General features: G+C 37.9%; 15 protein-coding genes. 3 read left to right on the top strand and 12 right to left on the bottom strand.

Annotated features, from left to right (window positions below; all coding sequences use genetic code 11):
* Positions 1-6: 6 nt before the first annotated feature.
* The 9 genes from N8A89_RS08070 to N8A89_RS08030 all read right to left on the bottom strand — a co-directional run bounded on the left by N8A89_RS08070 (position 7) and on the right by N8A89_RS08030 (position 9,730).
* Positions 7-894 carry an O-antigen ligase family protein gene (locus N8A89_RS08070; protein WP_281541798.1) on the bottom strand — a complete coding sequence of 296 codons (888 nt, stop codon included), beginning with the start codon at positions 892-894 and terminating at the stop codon, positions 7-9.
* A gap of 503 nt (positions 895-1,397) precedes the next feature.
* On the bottom strand, positions 1,398-2,171 hold the full coding sequence (gene rfbD / locus N8A89_RS08065; protein ID WP_281541797.1) for a dTDP-4-dehydrorhamnose reductase: 774 nt from the start codon (positions 2,169-2,171) through the stop codon (positions 1,398-1,400).
* Positions 2,168-2,707 carry a dTDP-4-dehydrorhamnose 3,5-epimerase gene (rfbC, locus tag N8A89_RS08060; protein ID WP_347343963.1) on the bottom strand — a complete coding sequence of 180 codons (540 nt, stop codon included), beginning with the start codon at positions 2,705-2,707 and terminating at the stop codon, positions 2,168-2,170. Before rfbC ends, rfbD begins: the two co-directional genes overlap by 4 nt.
* A gap of 15 nt (positions 2,708-2,722) precedes the next feature.
* Positions 2,723-3,580, bottom strand: a complete 858-nt coding sequence (rfbA, locus tag N8A89_RS08055) for a glucose-1-phosphate thymidylyltransferase RfbA (RefSeq protein ID WP_281541795.1) — start codon at positions 3,578-3,580, stop codon at positions 2,723-2,725.
* Position 3,581: 1 nt separating this feature from the next.
* Positions 3,582-4,619, bottom strand: coding sequence for a dTDP-glucose 4,6-dehydratase (rfbB, locus tag N8A89_RS08050; protein WP_281541794.1), 1,038 nt, complete (start codon positions 4,617-4,619; stop codon positions 3,582-3,584).
* Between the two features lie 3 nt (positions 4,620-4,622).
* Positions 4,623-5,618 carry a hypothetical protein gene (locus N8A89_RS08045; protein ID WP_281541793.1) on the bottom strand — a complete coding sequence of 332 codons (996 nt, stop codon included), beginning with the start codon at positions 5,616-5,618 and terminating at the stop codon, positions 4,623-4,625.
* Positions 5,619-5,622: 4 nt separating this feature from the next.
* A complete protein-coding gene (locus tag N8A89_RS08040; RefSeq protein WP_281543358.1) occupies positions 5,623-7,233 on the bottom strand; it encodes a DUF6909 family protein in 1,611 nt (536 codons plus the stop codon).
* A gap of 122 nt (positions 7,234-7,355) precedes the next feature.
* Positions 7,356-8,855, bottom strand: coding sequence for a GH3 family acyl-acid amido synthetase (locus N8A89_RS08035; protein ID WP_281541792.1), 1,500 nt, complete (start codon positions 8,853-8,855; stop codon positions 7,356-7,358).
* A 5-nt stretch (positions 8,856-8,860) separates the two neighbouring features.
* Positions 8,861-9,730, bottom strand: coding sequence for a M23 family metallopeptidase (locus N8A89_RS08030; protein WP_281541791.1), 870 nt, complete (start codon positions 9,728-9,730; stop codon positions 8,861-8,863).
* Positions 9,731-9,932: 202 nt separating this feature from the next.
* Here N8A89_RS08030 and tatA point away from each other — a divergent pair, with 202 nt between their 5' ends.
* The 3 genes from tatA (at position 9,933) to N8A89_RS17705 (ending at position 13,441) form a co-directional block, all read left to right on the top strand.
* Positions 9,933-10,118 carry a twin-arginine translocase TatA/TatE family subunit gene (gene tatA / locus N8A89_RS08025; protein WP_281541790.1) on the top strand — a complete coding sequence of 62 codons (186 nt, stop codon included), beginning with the start codon at positions 9,933-9,935 and terminating at the stop codon, positions 10,116-10,118.
* Between the two features lie 346 nt (positions 10,119-10,464).
* Positions 10,465-12,954, top strand: a complete 2,490-nt coding sequence (locus N8A89_RS08020) for an OmpA family protein (RefSeq protein WP_281541789.1) — start codon at positions 10,465-10,467, stop codon at positions 12,952-12,954.
* Positions 12,955-13,264: 310 nt separating this feature from the next.
* Positions 13,265-13,441 (top strand): DUF6747 family protein, encoded by a 177-nt coding sequence (locus tag N8A89_RS17705; protein WP_347343962.1) that lies wholly within the window; start codon positions 13,265-13,267, stop codon positions 13,439-13,441.
* A 77-nt stretch (positions 13,442-13,518) separates the two neighbouring features.
* Here the strand turns inward: N8A89_RS17705 and N8A89_RS08015 are convergent, their stop codons facing one another.
* The 3 genes from N8A89_RS08015 to N8A89_RS08005 form a co-directional block, all read right to left on the bottom strand.
* A complete protein-coding gene (locus N8A89_RS08015) occupies positions 13,519-14,505 on the bottom strand; it encodes a DUF4837 family protein (protein WP_281541788.1) in 987 nt (328 codons plus the stop codon).
* Positions 14,506-14,519: 14 nt separating this feature from the next.
* The gene (locus N8A89_RS08010; RefSeq protein ID WP_281541787.1) at positions 14,520-16,160 is read right to left on the bottom strand and encodes a LysM peptidoglycan-binding domain-containing protein; all 1,641 of its coding nucleotides are present in this window, start codon (positions 16,158-16,160) and stop codon (positions 14,520-14,522) included.
* Between the two features lie 119 nt (positions 16,161-16,279).
* Positions 16,280-17,470: a phosphoglycerate kinase gene (locus tag N8A89_RS08005; RefSeq protein WP_289645294.1), complete on the bottom strand. Its 1,191-nt coding sequence runs from the start codon at positions 17,468-17,470 to the stop codon at positions 16,280-16,282.
* Between the last annotated feature and the right edge of the window lie 85 nt (positions 17,471-17,555).

Below are 17,555 nucleotides of genomic sequence, written 5' to 3'. Positions count from 1 at the left end.
ATGGTTTTAGTTGTCTTTATTTTTTTTAAGTATTAGTCGATTCAAGTCAGTCTGTAAGTAAATGAAAGTAAAGAAAACGAAAATAAAGCATCCCCACAGTCTAGATAGATAATTTTCAAAAATCGTATTCGCAAAAATCACTAACAATAAGATTAATAACCGACTAAGATTTTGCCTAGATGCTAAAGAAAATAACTTTGCCCAAAGACCTATGAATAAAAATAGTCCTATTATGCCTCCAGAGATAAGATAGTTCAATAGTTGAGAATGCGTGTTATATTCTCTCCTTACTTCGCTTAAACCAGGCCATTCATCACTTGGCAGACACGAGTTTAGGTACGATTGAACATCGCCCTTGCCCATTCCAAATAAATAGTTATCTGGAATTTTATTCACACTGCAACTATAAACATGATATCTATAAAAATCAATTATTGCCGTTTCCTTCGAAATTAAATTCTCTTTTTCAATAAGTTTTATAGTTGATACTTTTTCTCGTTCTTTATAAAGCAAAAAACAGGATGCAATTAATCCAACGATCGTTAAGTATATCGCTGTTCTTTTTCCAAAGGAATGGTAAATGAAAATCGGAATAGCGGCCAATATTATAAGCTGATTCATTTTAGAGGGTAAATAAAATACAAACCCTAGGAATATTAAGGCCGGAACAAACATTAAAAACTTCAAGACCATATTTTTAGCATAAATAATAATGTTGAGTGCCGCATAAAAAGCCACTACGAAATAGGAAGCCACATAATTATGATGTACAAATAACTTAATCTCCACGTTAGCCAAACGATATCCTCGAATCGAAGAGCCCGAAATCCAATAAAACCCTTTTGATATGAAATAATCAATTTGCTCAAACAAAGAATATTCCTTAATTGGCAATTCCTCTAACCTTAAAACTTGATAATGGCTTACTCCAAGAAGGTACGACCGATACCAAAGAATTAAATAGATTAGCATTGCAAACACAAAAACCAACTGAACGCGTTCAGTTATATTTTTGGTTAAAGGAGGGTGAAAAAAAGAAAAATGAATGGAAAAAGTAAAAGGACAATATTTGATTGAGAATCTGCAATTGAGGCTACTAAATCCTCTGACCAAAATGACGAAAGTAGATACCAAATATAGTATCCCGTGAGAAGGAAGAATGTAAAAACTAAGTTTCTGTTTTTAATCCTTTTGGAGAAGTTATTCCAATAAAGTAAAACTGAAGCCAGACAAAAACCAATAATTAAAATTGATTGAAATGCAGGTCGAAGGATGGGGAACAATGACAGGGAAGCTAAAAATAGTCCTGTAATATTAATTTTTTTTCTTCGCTTAGTGCTATCATTGAAATTATCCTTGTTGAAGCTAAGCCTGGAAACTTTATGAATTAGACCATTCTATTCAAGGCAACTATTCTTCGGCCTCCTCGCAAAAGTACGATAATTCTTAGCCTTGTCAAGTTTGACTTTCCCTTGCATGTTATGTTCTTTTAGGATTTTTTGCGCGAAACCGAACCACGTCATGACCTCGCCATCTGTAAAATGATGAATGCCATAATCTTTACTTTTGCTTGCTATCAAACTCAAAATAAACTGCGCTAGATGATTCGCATTTGTGGGGCAGCCTATTTGGTCGTTGGTTATTTGCAAATCTTCACCGGCTCGCGCCTTTTTCAAAATGGTTTTATAGAAGTTATTTCCGAATTCTGAATAGAGCCAAGAGGTTCTCACAATGAAATAGTGCTTCAGTATCTCTTGAATATGCCCTTCGCCCTTTAACTTAGACTTCCCATACTCGTTGATTGGATTCGTTTGGTCACTCGGAAGGTAGGGCGTTACTTTCTCGCCATCGAAAACATAATCCGTCGAAATATGGATGAGCGTCATCTTATTATTAGCACAAGCAATAGCTAAGTTTTTCACGGCTTCCGCATTGACCTCAAATGCTGGTTCCGGAGTTTTTTCTGCCTGTTCTACATTGGTGTAGGCGGCACAATTGATGCAATAATTGAAATTTCCTTTAGAAAAAACAGATGAAATTTTTTGAATATCGGTGATATCCATTGTTTTAGAAGTATGGAATTCAAATTCCATTTCTATAAAGTCATCTGAAATTTTTTGAATGCATCTGCCCAGTTGGCCATCGGCACCTGTAACCAAAACACGTGTCATAAACACCATTCTTTAAAGGTGGCAAGCTTGGAATCTTTTTCAGAGAGCAAAATTTTATCTTGGGGATATTCCCAATCAATATTTAAGGTGTCATCACTGTAAATTATCCCACTTTCAGACACCTGATGATAGTATGCATCACATTTATAGGCAAAAACTGCCTCGGCACTTTTCACTAAAAATCCATGCGCCATACCTTTTGGTATAAAAATTTGTTTTCTGTTGGTATCGGAGAGCTCAATAGAAATATGTCGCCCAAAAGTCCGACTCTCAGGGCGTAAATCGACGACCACATCCAAAACTTCGCCTTTGATTACATGAACCAACTTAGCTTGGGCATGCTCCCCTTCCTGAAAGTGTAATCCTCTTAAAACTCCTTGCCTTGAAGTAGATTGGTTGTCTTGTACGAAATTCAAGCTAAGCCCTAAAGCTTCCTCCAGCTTTTTCTTATGAAAAGATTCAAAGAACTCCCCTCTTTCATCTAAGAAGACTTTAGGTTCAATGATAAAACAACCTTTTAAATTGGTCTCGGTCACTGTCACAGGATGTAGTTACTTTAATAGCATTAAATATTCTCCATAACCACTCTTTAGCAAGGGTTTTGCCAATCGGTGTAGTTGCTGTTTATCAATGTAACCCATGGTATAAGCGACTTCCTCTATAGCGCCCACTTTAAGTCCTTGACGCTCCTGAATGACTTCAACCAATTGGGAAGCTTGCATGAGCGACCCAAAAGTACCGGTGTCTAACCATGCGGTGCCGCGATCTAATATACTGACTTGTAGCTTTCCTTTTTCCAGATAAGCTTTGTTGACGTCAGTAATTTCCAACTCACCTCTTTTGCTTGGTTTTATATTTTTCGCGATTTCTATGACGTGATTGTCATAGAAATAGATACCTGGAACCGCGAAGTTGGATTTCGGATTTTCAGGTTTCTCCTCTATGGAAATAGCTCTACCTGAATCATCAAATTCAACCACCCCATAACGCTCTGGGTCCTGAACATGATAGCCATAAATAACTCCACCTTCCGGATTATTATTGGTTTGCAATAATTTTGCAAGCCCGGAACCGTAAAAGATATTATCTCCTAAAATCAATGCGACTTTATCATGCCCAATGAAATCCTCCCCAATAATAAAAGCCTCGGCCAGTCCATTTGGGTTTTCCTGAACTGCAAACTGATAATTGCAACCCAACTGAGCGCCATCACCTAGTAATTTGCGGAACAAGGGTGCATCTTCAGGTGTTGTAATAAATAGTATCTCTCGAATACCCGCGGACATCAATGTAGCCAACGGGTAGTAAATCATCGGCTTATCATATATAGGCATCAATTGTTTGCTAACCGCTAAGGTAATTGGGTGCAACCGAGTGCCGGAGCCTCCTGCCAAGATGATTCCTTTCATTTTAAGCTTTTTGATATTTGGTTGTATACCAAGCGATAGTCTTCTCAAGCCCTGAATCAAAATTTTCAGCCGGGGACCAACCTAATTCAGTCTTGATTTTCGTAGCATCTATGGCATAGCGTTGGTCATGACCAGGCCGATCCTTAATGAAATTAATCTGTTCGAAATAGCTTCCTTCCGTTTTTGGGAATTTTTCATCTAGCAAACTACAAATGCGTTCTGCAATATAAAGGTTGTTGTGCTCATTGTTGCCGCCGATAACATAAGTTTCACCAGCCTTTCCCTCATTAAATACTAGTTCGATACCTTGGCAATGATCTAAAACAAAAAGCCAATCACGTACGTTGGATCCATCACCATAAATTGGAATATTTTCACCATCCAGAGCCTTACGAATAATCGTTGGAATCAATTTTTCGTCATGCTGTTTGGGGCCGTAATTGTTTGAACAATTGCTAGTGACCACATTTAAGCCATACGTATAAAAGTAGCTTCGCGCCAAAAAATCAGCAGAAGCTTTTGAAGCACTGTAAGGACTGTTGGGTGCGTAAGCAGTTTCTTCCGTGAAAAAGCCTTCTGCGCCTAAGCTCCCGTAGACTTCGTCCGTTGAAATATGGTGAAATCGGGCATGTTCGCATCCGGGCTTTACTTTGTTTGGCCCATCCATCCAATATTTTCTAGATGTCTCCAGTAATATAAATGTACCTTCAATATTTGTTTTTATAAAACTTTCGGGGCTTTCAATCGAATTGTCAACATGAGATTCGGCCGCAAAATGGATGACTCCATCAATTTTTAATTCCTCAAAAAGCTTGTCGACCAGGTTTTTATTACAAATATCTCCCTCCACAAAATGATAACGCGCATTTTCGACCACATCCATCAAATTGGCCAGATTGCCAGCGTAGGTCAATTTATCAAGGTTGACTATTTGATACAATGGATTTTTATTTAAATAGAATGGAATAAAATTACTGCCTATAAAGCCAGCACCACCAGTAATCAGAATAGTTCTATTTTCTCTTGGAAGCGACAACATAATTTACGGAATAAGCTTCGACTTATTATTTAGAAAGGATAAAAATGAATATAAAAAGAATAGACTTATAAGCAATAAGGGTATTAGAACAATATTTTTGCCAAAAAATGACTTTTGAACAACTTGTTGCTTTCCAAAGTTGATAATACTTATAGGTTCTAGGCTTTCTTGCAATTCTAATTTTTTTGTTTCAATATCACGAATTAAACGGTTTTTATATTCAAATATATCAGCAATATTTACTTGCTCTTGATTATCTAGCACAATACGATCATTTGTAAAGTTATTCTCAGAAGCCAAATTTTTAGTGTAATTAATAATAATTTCATCCACTTGTTTAAGTAATGTCTGGTTTTTATCAATCCTGCTTTGGGCATTATTTCTGTAAACTTCAATAAGGCCTAAAAAGTATTGGTTTGAATTAATGTATCGCAAGGCTTTTTTTGCAAATTCTTCCCCAGATTTTTTGTTTTTATAGTAAAACGTAATTCTATGGTTAAAAGAGCTTTTATTCTGTAACTCGGCCCTTACAATATCGGCTATCGAATTTGTATTTTCAAAACTTTGTAATAATTCCAAATATTTAGTGTCATCCTCTGAACTTAATGTCCTAGAATCTACCGGTGCAATAGTAACTTCCAAACCGTAAAAGTCAATATTACCAATTCCTATGTTTTTGAAAAAGGTAGAATCCTTTGCTTTGACATTGGCCTGAATTTCATCAACTACATCATACAGATAGTTTTTGCTCTCCATGTTCGGTTTTACGATTACTTCGGTTTTATGTTTTTTCGTAATAACCTGATTCAGCCCGTAGCCTATTGCCAAGCCAGCTAAAATCAAACCTAATAAGATTAGAGCATTCCTTTTTAGATAAATGAATAATCTAAGAATGCCTCGGCCTATTCGATTGAAACCTTTTCCAATCAAATTAAGTAATTGACCCAAATCTATTTCATCGAAACTATTTTGATTAGCTGGTGTTGGATTTTCTGCCATTTTATTAATTGAATATTTGCTTTAATATTTTGTCGGTTATCAAATAAGTGGGTTTTACCCCTGTGGTTCCCAATCCGCCAGATGCCAATGTGCTTCCGGTTTCTAGGGGATTGTCAGAAGCGTAATATGCGTATCGTATTTTTACGTTTTCTCGAATACTTTTCCTAATCTTAGATGCGGACTGTATTGCTTTTTGGTAATGTACTCCTTCCATTTCCAATCCTATTACGTTCCAAGTGGACTTATGAAAGAACTTTAAAATATCCCTATTTTGTAAGGACGTTCCCAAAACGGTAACCATCGTTCCTTCAAACACCTTTAAACCGTGGCCCTTGAAATCCTCTGCACAAAGTTCGTTTTTAAAAGGATAATTATCCGCAGTGCCTTCAAAGATATGGGCTGAAGGAATCATTAAATCACCCTTGCCCCCTTCTAGTATACCTGCTTTTCCCATAATGGATACCGATGCAATATTTAAAAAAACATCCTTCTTCTTTTGATCCTCATAAGGTTTAAGAAGCTCATCTATAGTTTCATAGGCTTGCTCACCAAATGCGTAATCCATTACAAATATAACAGGTTTTTCGCCATCAGAAATGTAGCTGAAATCGTAACAACAGGCATCTTTGCTAAACTTGGCCGTATCAAATATCTGAACGTCAATGTTAGTTCCGGAAGTATCATCCAAAGCAATCATTCCATTATTCTCCGCCATTTCGATTACGCTGTTCCTTAAGCCCGAGCTTCCTGGGACACTGAGTGCCTCATAAATTTTTAGTGAACTGGAATCCGGGAACTCTTCCTTTAGGGCATTTCGAGCAAAAAGCGAATTCATAACACTATGCATGTTCGCCGAAATAATATGGATGGGTCTGTTTAAGAGATTATTCTTTTTTAAAGCATCCTTTATGTTGTTCGCCCATCGCTCCCCATGGATATGATGACCCAACCTTTCTCTCAGTAATGCGCTGAACGTAATCGTCCTTTTGTCGCCTGAGATTTCTTCCTCTAATGAAAGTTTTCCTAACCAGTACACAATTTTGAGAAAACGATCAGGATTGGTCTTGGTACTTAATTTTTCGTAAACCACTAGAATTTCTTCAAAAGATCTTCCAAGGATATTTGCGGTATGAATTATAGCTATTTCTCGCTCTGCCAAGGACAGTTCTTCTTCTTTGATACTGCTTACTAGCTTTTGCCAATCCCTAATCGTTTTGTCCGTATCCGGTATTAGGACGCGTTTACATATTTTTTCGGATTCTATGAATAAAAATGTGAGATGTGTAAGGATATCGTATATGTCCGATCTTCCCCTAGTTATCTCTATGTTCATCTGCTCATCATCAATGCGATAACAGTTGCGCCTTCGTTTAGGGGGTATAATGGGATTTAAATGGGAAACCCTATATCCTTCATCCGAAGTTAAGTTGATAAATCTACATTGCTCAATACCTTCAGGAAGCCTTTCCAAAACGTATATGAGACCGTTGAGTTCTGCTTTTTCTTCTGCCACAGAACCATATATTTCTGGTCGTAACAACAACAGTGCATTCTTCAGGGCCTCACCAGAAACTCCATTAGGCTTGTAAAACCCCCTGTTGAAAAGGTGCCGCATAGTAATATATAAGCGTTCAATGGCATTGGTGGATTCCTGAGCGCGGGTGGTTGTAACTGCTTTTCCCAATTGAAGAATTTCGAACAAAACTACGATTTAAATTTTTAAAATCTAAGCTGGCCCTACCCCACTTTTTGGCCGCGTAGACCATCTGCCAAAAGCCTGTCGTTCGAGAGACGTTGAATCTTGTTTTGCCCTCCTAGCTTCCCTAATTTCTTCATATACTTCCTAAAACCGCCAACTCTTATAGGAGTTATTTTCAATGGTTGAAGTATTTTGCCTGATATTAAATCATTATAGTAGCTATTTTGCCTTTGTAAAGATTTATCAAGAATATCAATAAAGGCCTTCAAATCGGTTGGTGCTTTCTCAAACTCGATCAGCCATTCATGATAAGGCAATTCATCATTATCAGGCGTAATTTGTGGAGCTACCGTAAATTCGTTAACCTTGGCATCTGTCTGTTTTATTGCTTCGGACATAGCTTCTTCAACTTCCTTTGCAATTACATGTTCCCCAAAAGCCGAGATAAAATGTTTAATTCTTCCGGAAACGATTATTTTATAAGGTTTTTTTGAAATAAACCGAATGGTATCCCCAAGATTGTATGCCCAAAGCCCTGCATTCGTGGATATGATCATGACATAATCTACATCTAGTTCAATATCCTGCAAGGTCATTCTTTTTCTTTTTTCATTGAAAAATTCCTCCGCTCTTACGAATTCATAAAAAATACCTGAATCCAAAAGAAGCAGCATGCCCTTTTCTGTTTGTGAATCCTGATATGCAAAAAAACCTTCGCTGGCCGGAAATAGTTCTATGCTTGCCACTTTTCTACCAATTAGCTCGTCGAACTTTTTCCTGTAGGGTTCAAAATTGACACCACCATATATAAAAAGCTCAAAATTCTTGAAGAGGTCGCCGATATCCCGATTGGTATTTTCCTTTAGTTTTTCAAAGTACATTTGCACCCAGGAAGGAATTCCCGCGATAACTGTCATATTCTCATCTTTGGTCTCTTCAACAATTGCACTAACCTTTGTTTCCCAGTCCTCTATGCAGTTGGTTTCCCAGCTTGGCAGCCTATTTTTTTGAAGGTAATTGGGTACATAATGAGCAGAGATTCCTGAAAGCCTTCCTAACTTAATTCCATTTTTTTCTCGAAGTTCGGGACTCCCTTGTAAAAAAATCATTTTCCCGTCAACAAAAGCTGCCTTGCCGGTTTCGTGAATGTAGTTGAGAATTGCGTTTCTGGAGGCTTCTACTTGATGTTTTATTGATTCCTTGGTAATTGGGATATACTTGACTCCAGAGGTGGTTCCAGACGTCTTTGCAAAATAAATTGGCTTTCCTGGCCAGAGAATATCCTCTTTTCCATCTACAACGTAATTTACATAAGGTTTAAGTTCTTCATAATCACGGATGGGCACTTTTTCCGCAAAATCTTCAAATGACTTAATGCTCTCAAAGTCGTGGTCCAAACCAAATTTGGTCTTACTGGCAGTTTCAATGAGCACTTTAAATACCTTTTTTTGGGTATCGATGGGGTGGTCTACCCATTTGGATGTCTTTAATGCTGTTCTTTTTGCGAAAATTTTTGCTGCTAAAGCTTTTAGTGACATTCTTCTTAGTTAAAGTCTATGAAATCTAGGGGATTTAAATGGTTGCCATTATCCCACAATTCAAAATGCAAATGTGGTCCCGTAGTAAATTCTCCCGTATTTCCAACAGAAGCTATCACCTCACCTGCACGCACGATGGAGCCTTGTTCTTTTGCCAAGGAGCCATTATGTTTATAGACGCTTAAGAGTCCTCCTTCATGTTCAATGATGATTACATAGCCTGTTTCTGTAGTCCATTCCGAAAAAATAACTACTCCGTTGGCTACGCTTTTGACCGGTGTATCCTTTGGCGCCACTACGTCCACCGCGTAATGTCTTTTTTCCGCATCATAATTCATGGATACGGTTCCAGAAATAGGCGGAAAAAGTATGAGGTTCCTATTGTCGGTGTTGCGTTCAAATAAGTTATACTTATCCTCCAAGGCTACCTCCGCCCTAAGTAAAGAATCTTCCTTTATGGGAGTTAAATCAATTGAAGATGGATCTAATTTAAACTGTTGGAACAAGGAGTCCCTATTGGTTTCACTATTTTCAATATCCCCCTTAAGTACCATTCGAATATTATCTAAATACCTATTGGTATAATTTAAGGTTCTTACCAATGAATCGGTCTTATACGTAAGTTCTGTCGCTTCTTTTTTCAACTTAGTGGATGAATATCCAGGGATATATTCTCGCAACGGAGTAAAGGCGATTAATAAGATAGTGAGCCCAATTAAACCAATCATAAAAAGGGAACCCGTTACAAAGACGTTTAACCGACTTAGCTTGAAGGATATTTTCTCCTCAAAAGTATTTTCGTTCAGGATTACCAAACGATACTTGTGCAGAAGTTTCCGCTTTATTTCCTTTCTTTTTTTAACTTTTTTGGCCATTGCTACAAAGATAGACTTACCGACTAATATAGGAATACTTGGATATAAAAATATGCTCTTAATAGAATAGTTACAATCTTTAAGTTTATACGTACGGAAGCACCTTTTTAGGTTAAGGCAATTAATATTTTAGGCTAACGTTAATATTCTAGCAACCTAATCGAGTTTTTTGTACCTTTGATAACCTTAAATTGATATCTCTATGACTATTTTAAATATATTTTTGGCGATTGGTCCATGGCAAATAGCCATCGTAGTTCTTGTTGTTCTCTTATTATTCGGAGGCAAAAAAATACCTGAATTAATGCGAGGTCTCGGTAGTGGCATCAAAGAGTTTAAGGATGCATCAAAGGAAGATGAAACCATTGAGGAAAAAAAGAAAGAATAGTTTCTTTAAAATTATACATTTTACAAAACGCCTCATAATTAGTTATGGGGCGTTTTTTTGGATGCAAAACCGATTCACAAATCAGGTTCACAATTTATTTTCCTTCCTCTTTTCTTAAGTTCTAATGTCCAGGCCTATAGGGCCTTTTTCTTGTAAGTTGCAGTACAGATTAACAGTATGTAGGCGTACACGACAAAAATACTCTCTTTCACAACAAAAAATAATCCACTTTACAGATTAGGCTTAATTTCGAAATACTAAGATTGGATAAACACCCTTAGCTATGCGCTTTAATTTCAAACAAAATCCTTTGTCGGCAATAAACAATCGACAAAACCTGATAAGCATGAAGAACTATATCACCTGCTTGATAGTGTTGTTTTCCCTAAATATCGGGGCACAAAGTTTCCAAGATGAACTGTCCTCGGAAATTAGTGTAGCCCAACAATCTCAAGAAAAGGAATCCATCACCTTATCGCAAATAGATTCTGAAAATGAATCTTTTGAAAAAGCCGCTAAGATTCAAGACATACCGCATCGTACTTTTGATAACCTAGACGGTGTAGAAGTTGGCTATTATGTTGTTATAGGAGTTTTTAGTAAGACCGGCAAGCTTGGAAAACAAGTAAGGAAATTCAAAAGAAAGGGTTTCGAAGCTGGATATCTTTCAAATCCTACAACAAAATTGAATTACCTGTACTTAAATCGATATGATTCATGGCGAAATGCTTTGGAAGACTGCAGCACAGAATTTGATGGTAGGTTTAATAAGGATTTATGGATTCTTGAGGTAACCAACGAAAGAAAGAATAAAAGTTCCATCACAATTGAAGAAATTGATTACGATACGCTACAACAGGCAGCTATAGAAAATTCTAAAAACAGCTTAGAGAAAACTAGTGCTATAAAAAATACCATAAATTCTCCCCAAAGTAAGCTAATCAAGCGAGCAGATGAATATTTTAATAAAATGTGGTATGCAGAAGCGGCAAAATTATATGAGCAGGCACTTACCAAGGAGAAGGCCAATTATTCATTTGAAACCCTTCAAAAGGCGGGTGATGCACACTACTTTAATACCAATATGGAGAAGGCACATAAATGGTATACTATTCTTTATGATAATTATGAAAAGGAAATGTCCGCCGACAACATTTTTAAATATGCACACGCTCTAAAAGGTACTGGAAATTACGGTCGTTCTAAGCGATTGATGCGACTTTACAACAGAAAGCTTAAAGATGACAATGCAAGCTCCCCTGCACTGATTTCTGAATTTCAGCGCAATGAAGCTGTTTTAGATAATATTTTGAGTACACCCAAACAATTTGAAATTAAGAATTTAGCCGTCAATTCAGAATATTCAGAATTTGCTCCCATGTTTCATAATGAAGATGAAGTTGTATTCGCTTCTGCCATGGATTCTTCCTTCTTCCATACCAGACGGTATAAATGGAACAATCAACCGTATTTAGACTTATATACGGCCAAACTCAACGAAGAATCCTCTGAACTAAAAAACGCCTTAAAGTTTTCAAAGAAAATTAATACCAAGTATCACGAGGCCGCTGTAACTTTTTCTCCGGACAATGAAACCATGTACTTTACAAGAAATAATTACGGTAAGAAGCTGAGAAGGGATAAGAAAGGAATAAATAACCTTAAAATTTATAGATCACAGAAAATTGATGGGGAATGGACCGAGGCGACAGAAGTTTCTTTTAATAGTGATGAATATTCCACCGGACACCCAGCCCTTAGCAACGATGGCAAACAGTTATACTTCGTGTCAGATATGCCTGGAAGCATAGGTGAAACCGACATTTTTGTCGTGGATGTTCTGGATGATGGCAGTTTTTCCGAGCCAAAAAACCTGGGGCCGGAAATCAATACGGAACAGAAGGAAATGTTTCCTTTTATAAATGACAAAAAACTTTATTTCTCATCCAACGGACATGTTGGGTTGGGCGGCTTAGATGTCTACGAAGTAGCTTTTGGGGAAGAAGATGGATTCTTAGAAGTGCGCAATCTTGGGGCTCCTGTCAACAGCAATAAGGATGATTTCTCTTACATCGTAAACGAAGAGACCCAAAAAGGATTTTTTGCCTCCAATAGAGCGGGCGGCAAAGGTGATGACGACATCTATTCCTTTAAGAAGCTCATGATAGAGGAAATACCTGAAAATTTAAACGCCATAGCCGGTGTCGTTACAGAATTGGTTACGGGCGATGTAATGCCAAGAGCACTTGTAGAGCTGTTGGATGAAAACAATATTAAGCTCAAAGAAATAGAGACTTCAGAGGATGGCAGTTTCATATTTGAAGATTTGGATTCAAACACCAAATATACTTTGAGAACGGTAAAGGGCACTTATTTTGAGGACACAAGAGAAGTCACTACCAAGGATAACGAAACCGTTAACGTGAATACAACCTTAAGGAAATTCAATGAAATGATAGCTGTTGAAGACGGCATTCGCAAACTTAAGACCGAGATGATTCATTTTAACTTTGACAAGTCTTTTATTAGAAAGGATGCTGCGGAAGAATTGGATAGATTAGTCTCCGTGATGAACGAATATCCGGAAATGGTGATTAAGATTGAATCCCATACGGATTCTAGAGGTAGCGCGGTCTATAATAAATACCTTTCCGATAAACGTGCCAAGTCTACCAGGGATTATATTATCGCCAAAGGTATTGACGAATCCCGTATCGAAAGTGCTAAGGGTTATGGTGAAGAGCGACTTTTAAATGAATGTAACGGTAGAATTCCATGTAGGGAAGAGCAGCACTACCTCAACCGTAGGTCCGAATTTATTATCGTAGATATGTAAACCATTCATATATGAATTTTAAAGCCTTTGATATACTAATATCAAAGGCTTTTTTATTTAATGACCTCATGCCTAATAATAAACCATTTGGTATTAATTATGGGTATTTCCATTGGGAAGACTCCCGAAAGGGTTTTCAAAAATAGCTCTTTTGACAAACCAGTAAGTCATCGTGTTAAACCGCACCTCATCGATCATTTAAAATATCAAATTCCATTCATAGTGAAAATATTCCCTTCGACTAAAGAATTGAGATTTGAAAAGATGAGTAGCGATATTTGTCCCGAATGAAAAATTAAAAGAATCAGGTATGGATAAAATTTTACTCTTAAAAGAAATTTATGTTGAAGCCTTTAGAAATTGGAGGTATATAATATTGGAAAATTACTTCAGAATATTTTCCTGGATTTGCTTTATGCTGTTGGCAATCACTATTTACGCATTCGCCTTCAGGGTATCGACCGGATTTTCCTTTAGTAATCTCTAAAGATTCTAAAGGTTGCCAAAATATAAAAGGCCTAGAGATACATCTCTAGGCCTTTTATATTGATCCGATACAGACTCTTATTTGTCATTGAAGCGCACGGTTTTCAATATGGCTTCCAACTCAAACATGTAATCACGCTTATTAGTAGCAGGTGCAAAAGTAAATCCTTCCAACACTAACTTTCTGTTGTTCGGCTTATCGTTAATAATAAAGGTTAAAAACGGCCCTGCCATGGGATATCCAGACATTTCCCAGACACCTCTAACCTCTGCTGCTTTTCTTCCGGCAACCTCAGCAGGAAAGATATAGGGTGAAAATGCCCTTTCGGTAATCATATAATTCTCTTTGCCCGGAATATCCTCTCCAGGTATAAAAAGTTTGCCGATAGAGTCTCTCATTTTAACAATATCCTCCACAAAAGTCGAATCGTTTTTAAAAGTATCCCACGGCACACTATAAGCTATAATATTCATGGTGCCTTTTTGGATCTGTCTATCGATCCAAACAAAATTGTCCTCTTCACGCCCAACTTTATATACAGATGGGATATCCATAGAAATCTCTAAATGCTCTTCCAAGGCCTTCTCCTTATTAAGTGACCGTAGAAAACGTTCTTGAGCCTCCTCCAATTCCATTTCTTTAAAGGTGGAAACAAATTCGTCCTTCTTGGCCTCTACATTTTCTATGATTTCCTCCTTATTCCTTCCCTTAATTACACCTACCCTCTGAGGTTTCGCATACATGTTTTTCTTCATATGCGCTATGTCAACAGAGTCCTCCATAACGTAAAGGACCGACCTCGTGTTGCGTACCGCTCCTGAGAAGACCTGAGGGGGTATCTGAGTAATACTAAACATGGCTTCATCCCAAGTTAATCCTGGAATTGGGGCGGCAAAGCTTTCGCGAATCACGTCCCCGACTTTACTTTTCCATAGTTCATTGTCAATAACTATTGTTAGGGTATTAACTGCGCCGACGGACTCTGGTAAGTAATCTGGCTTAGTGGTTTCTCCGCAGGAGATAATAAGAAGGATAAGTAGAGATAGTGTTGCTAATTTCTTCATTTTGAAATTCAAATTTACGATGAACAATCACACAATTTAAGTTTTGTGCCCGGTTTTAGATTGTTACCGCTAATACCGTTCCATTTTCGTAAATTTTCAATACTAATTCCAGGATATTTTCTTGAGATGGTCCAAAGCGAATCTCCACTGCGTACTTCATGAACCTTAATATTCCCCGCAGCTGCCGTTCTTGTTGGCGTATCCTTAGGACTAACCGTTGACTTTACATTTTTTCTTGGGTAAATCGTTAACCGTTGGCCTATTTTTAAATTATTGCTTCTAAGCCCGTTCCAGCTTTTAATTTGGCTTACCCCCACTCCATATCGTTCAGCAATCTTACCCAGATAATCCCCGCTGCGCACTTTGTAGCGGATCCTGTCCTGCTCTGCTTGTTTTACCAATTGTGGCAATGGACTTTCCTTACTTTTAAGTTCTTTTTGCACATGTGCGTAAATTGCCTCCTCATTCTGGACAAATTTCCCCATTAAAGAAACCGGCAATCGTAGAACATGATCCTTGCCCTTTACATAAGGGATTGCGTTTAATTTATAAGAGGGGTTGAGTAGTTTTAACTCCTCTTTGTCTATGCCCGTTATTTGCGAAATCTGGTCAAAAGTTATCAGGCTTTTTACGTGAATCGTATCCGTTTCAAAATATGCACGCTCTGCCTTCTTCCCTTTCAACCCATGTTCATCGGCATATTCAAAAATATACATAGTGGCTAAAAATGCAGGAACATACCCTGCAGTTTCCCTAGGCAAGTTTCTCCTGATATTCCAATAATTTTTATACCCTCCGGATCTCCGTATTGCTTTGTTCACATTACCAGGTCCAGAATTATAGGCTGCCAAAGCTAAATCCCAATCTTCATAAATGCTATACAATCTATTCAAATACTTACATGCGGCCGCTGTTGATTTCATTGGGTCACTACGTTCGTCAACATAGCTCGTAATGTCCAACTTCATCTCCCGCCCAGTACCGTACATGAACTGCCATAGTCCGGTTGCACCCACTCTAGAACGGGCCCTAGGATTCAGAGCGGACTCTACAATGGAAAGATATTTCATCTCCAACGGAATATCATGATTGTCCAACTCCTGCTCAAACAAAGGGAAGTAAAACTGGCTTACCGTTAACATGCGCTCCATTAAATCCCGTTTTCTGGTCAAGAAAGATCGTATTACGTTCTCTAAAGAAGGATTATAAGCTACATTGAAAGGTGTCTTTTGATTTAATCTTTCCAACCTGAGTTTTAACGTATCCGTATTCAGGTCCAACTCATAAGTCGTAGATGTTTCCAAGTTAGCCACTTCTTCATAAATCTCATCAAAGAGGGGAGCGGCATTAATAAGCTCTTTCATCCAAAGGCTGTCATACCTCGCTGCAAGTTCATTGTCCAGTAGATTGTACGCTCCGGTAGTCTCTGATTTATATTGCGCTAATCCAGTGTCTATTGGTGATTTTGTGTCTTCCAATTGCCCCACTTGGATAACCTTTACCTCATCCAGTACCAGAGTGTCCAAGGGTAATGTTTTTAGGCTTGTAGTTATAGGAGTTTTTGTAGAAACGGATTCGCTTTCTTGTGCCAGAATGAAATAAGGCAATATGAAAATTCCTAGTAGGTAAAAACGATGTAGTCGTATCTGATTCATAAAAACGCTAATTTCAAAAGCAGGGCTAACGAAAATCGTACATTTTTTTGTGAGAATAAAATTTTATCTCTTAAAATACACAAAATATCGATATAACCCGTTTATCGATAACGCCTTTACTACGCTATTATTGCGGCAATTCCAGGGAGTGTTTTACCTTCTAAACTTTCCAGCATAGCACCACCTCCGGTAGACACATAACTTACCTTTTCCTCAAATCCAAATTGTTTGACGGCCGCCACAGAATCCCCACCGCCAACTAATGAAAATGCGCCATTTTGGGTGGCTTGGTCAATATAGTTTCCTACAGCAATAGTTCCCTTGGCAAAATTTTCCATCTCGAAAACTCCCACAGGTCCGTTCCAAAGTATTGTTTTGGCATTAAGGATTACCGATTTGAAGTTCTCCAGTGTCTTAGGACCGGCATCCAGTCCTTGCCATCCATCGGGTATCTTATCTACATCTACAACCTTCGTGTTTGCTTCGTTGTTAAAGTCATCAGCAGCAACTACGTCTAAGGGAATATGAACATTTACTCCCTTTTCCTTGGCCTGCTTAAGTATATCCATGGCAAGATCCATCTTATCGTCCTCGCAGATAGAATCGCCTACCTTACCACCTTGCGCTTTGACAAAGGTATAGGTCATCCCACCCCCAATAATCAGGTCATCAACCTTATCCAGAATATTTTCGATAATGGTTATTTTAGAAGATACCTTGGCTCCTCCCAATATGGCTAATACCGGTTTTTCTCCGGTTCTCATCACTTTCTCAATAGCTTCAATTTCTTTTGCCAATAAATACCCAAAGCATTTAGCGTCAGGGAAGTATTTTGCAACTATGGTAGTGGAAGCATGAGCTCTATGGGCAGTCCCGAAAGCATCGTTAATATAGACGTCGCCTAATTTTGATAGTTTTTTCGCGAATTCCTCATCGCCTTTTTCCTCCTCGTCATAGTATCTTAGGTTTTCTAACAAAAGTACTTCTCCGTTCTGTAGTTCAGCAACCGCCTTCTCCGCCTCATCGCCAATACAATCCGGTACAAATTTTACGCTTACACCAATTACTTCCGAAACAGTATCACAAATATGTTTTAGGGATAAATCTGGATTTTTTTGACCTTTGGGCCTCCCAAGGTGACTCATCAGAATAGCGCTTCCTCCGTCTTCCAAGACCTTTATAATGGTTGGTTTTGCTGCCTCTATTCTATTAGTGTCAGTTACCTCAAAATCTTCGTTTAATGGAACGTTAAAGTCCACTCTTATCAAGGCTTTTTTATCTTCGAAATTAAAATCGTCCAATGTCTTCATACCATACTACTTTTATGCGTTGCAAATGTAAAGATTTAAAGAGTGGCGTTAAAAAAGTCCGTATGTTAATTTATCGATGCATTCC

The organism is Maribacter aestuarii (assembly GCF_027474845.2).
Lineage (GTDB): Bacteria > Bacteroidota > Bacteroidia > Flavobacteriales > Flavobacteriaceae > Maribacter > Maribacter aestuarii.
Note: the sequence above shows the minus strand (reverse complement) of the source record. Positions and strands in the feature narration are given on the sequence as shown.

Excerpts from the sequence above, each read along its gene's own strand:
- rfbD (WP_281541797.1), bottom strand. The coding sequence starts at position 2,171 with ATGACACGTGTTTTGGTTACAGGTGCCGATGGCCAACTGGGCAGATGC.
- rfbA (WP_281541795.1), bottom strand. The coding sequence starts at position 3,580 with ATGAAAGGAATCATCTTGGCAGGAGGCTCCGGCACTCGGTTGCACCCA.
- rfbB (WP_281541794.1), bottom strand. The coding sequence starts at position 4,619 with ATGTTGTCGCTTCCAAGAGAAAATAGAACTATTCTGATTACTGGTGGT.
- N8A89_RS08045 (WP_281541793.1), bottom strand. The coding sequence starts at position 5,618 with ATGGCAGAAAATCCAACACCAGCTAATCAAAATAGTTTCGATGAAATA.
- N8A89_RS08040 (WP_281543358.1), bottom strand. The coding sequence starts at position 7,233 with ATGCGGCACCTTTTCAACAGGGGGTTTTACAAGCCTAATGGAGTTTCT.
- N8A89_RS08035 (WP_281541792.1), bottom strand. The coding sequence starts at position 8,855 with ATGTCACTAAAAGCTTTAGCAGCAAAAATTTTCGCAAAAAGAACAGCA.
- N8A89_RS08030 (WP_281541791.1), bottom strand. The coding sequence starts at position 9,730 with ATGGCCAAAAAAGTTAAAAAAAGAAAGGAAATAAAGCGGAAACTTCTG.
- tatA (WP_281541790.1), top strand. The coding sequence starts at position 9,933 with ATGACTATTTTAAATATATTTTTGGCGATTGGTCCATGGCAAATAGCC.
- N8A89_RS08020 (WP_281541789.1), top strand. The coding sequence starts at position 10,465 with ATGAAGAACTATATCACCTGCTTGATAGTGTTGTTTTCCCTAAATATC.
- N8A89_RS17705 (WP_347343962.1), top strand. The coding sequence starts at position 13,265 with ATGGATAAAATTTTACTCTTAAAAGAAATTTATGTTGAAGCCTTTAGA.
- N8A89_RS08015 (WP_281541788.1), bottom strand. The coding sequence starts at position 14,505 with ATGAAGAAATTAGCAACACTATCTCTACTTATCCTTCTTATTATCTCC.
- N8A89_RS08010 (WP_281541787.1), bottom strand. The coding sequence starts at position 16,160 with ATGAATCAGATACGACTACATCGTTTTTACCTACTAGGAATTTTCATA.
- N8A89_RS08005 (WP_289645294.1), bottom strand. The coding sequence starts at position 17,470 with ATGAAGACATTGGACGATTTTAATTTCGAAGATAAAAAAGCCTTGATA.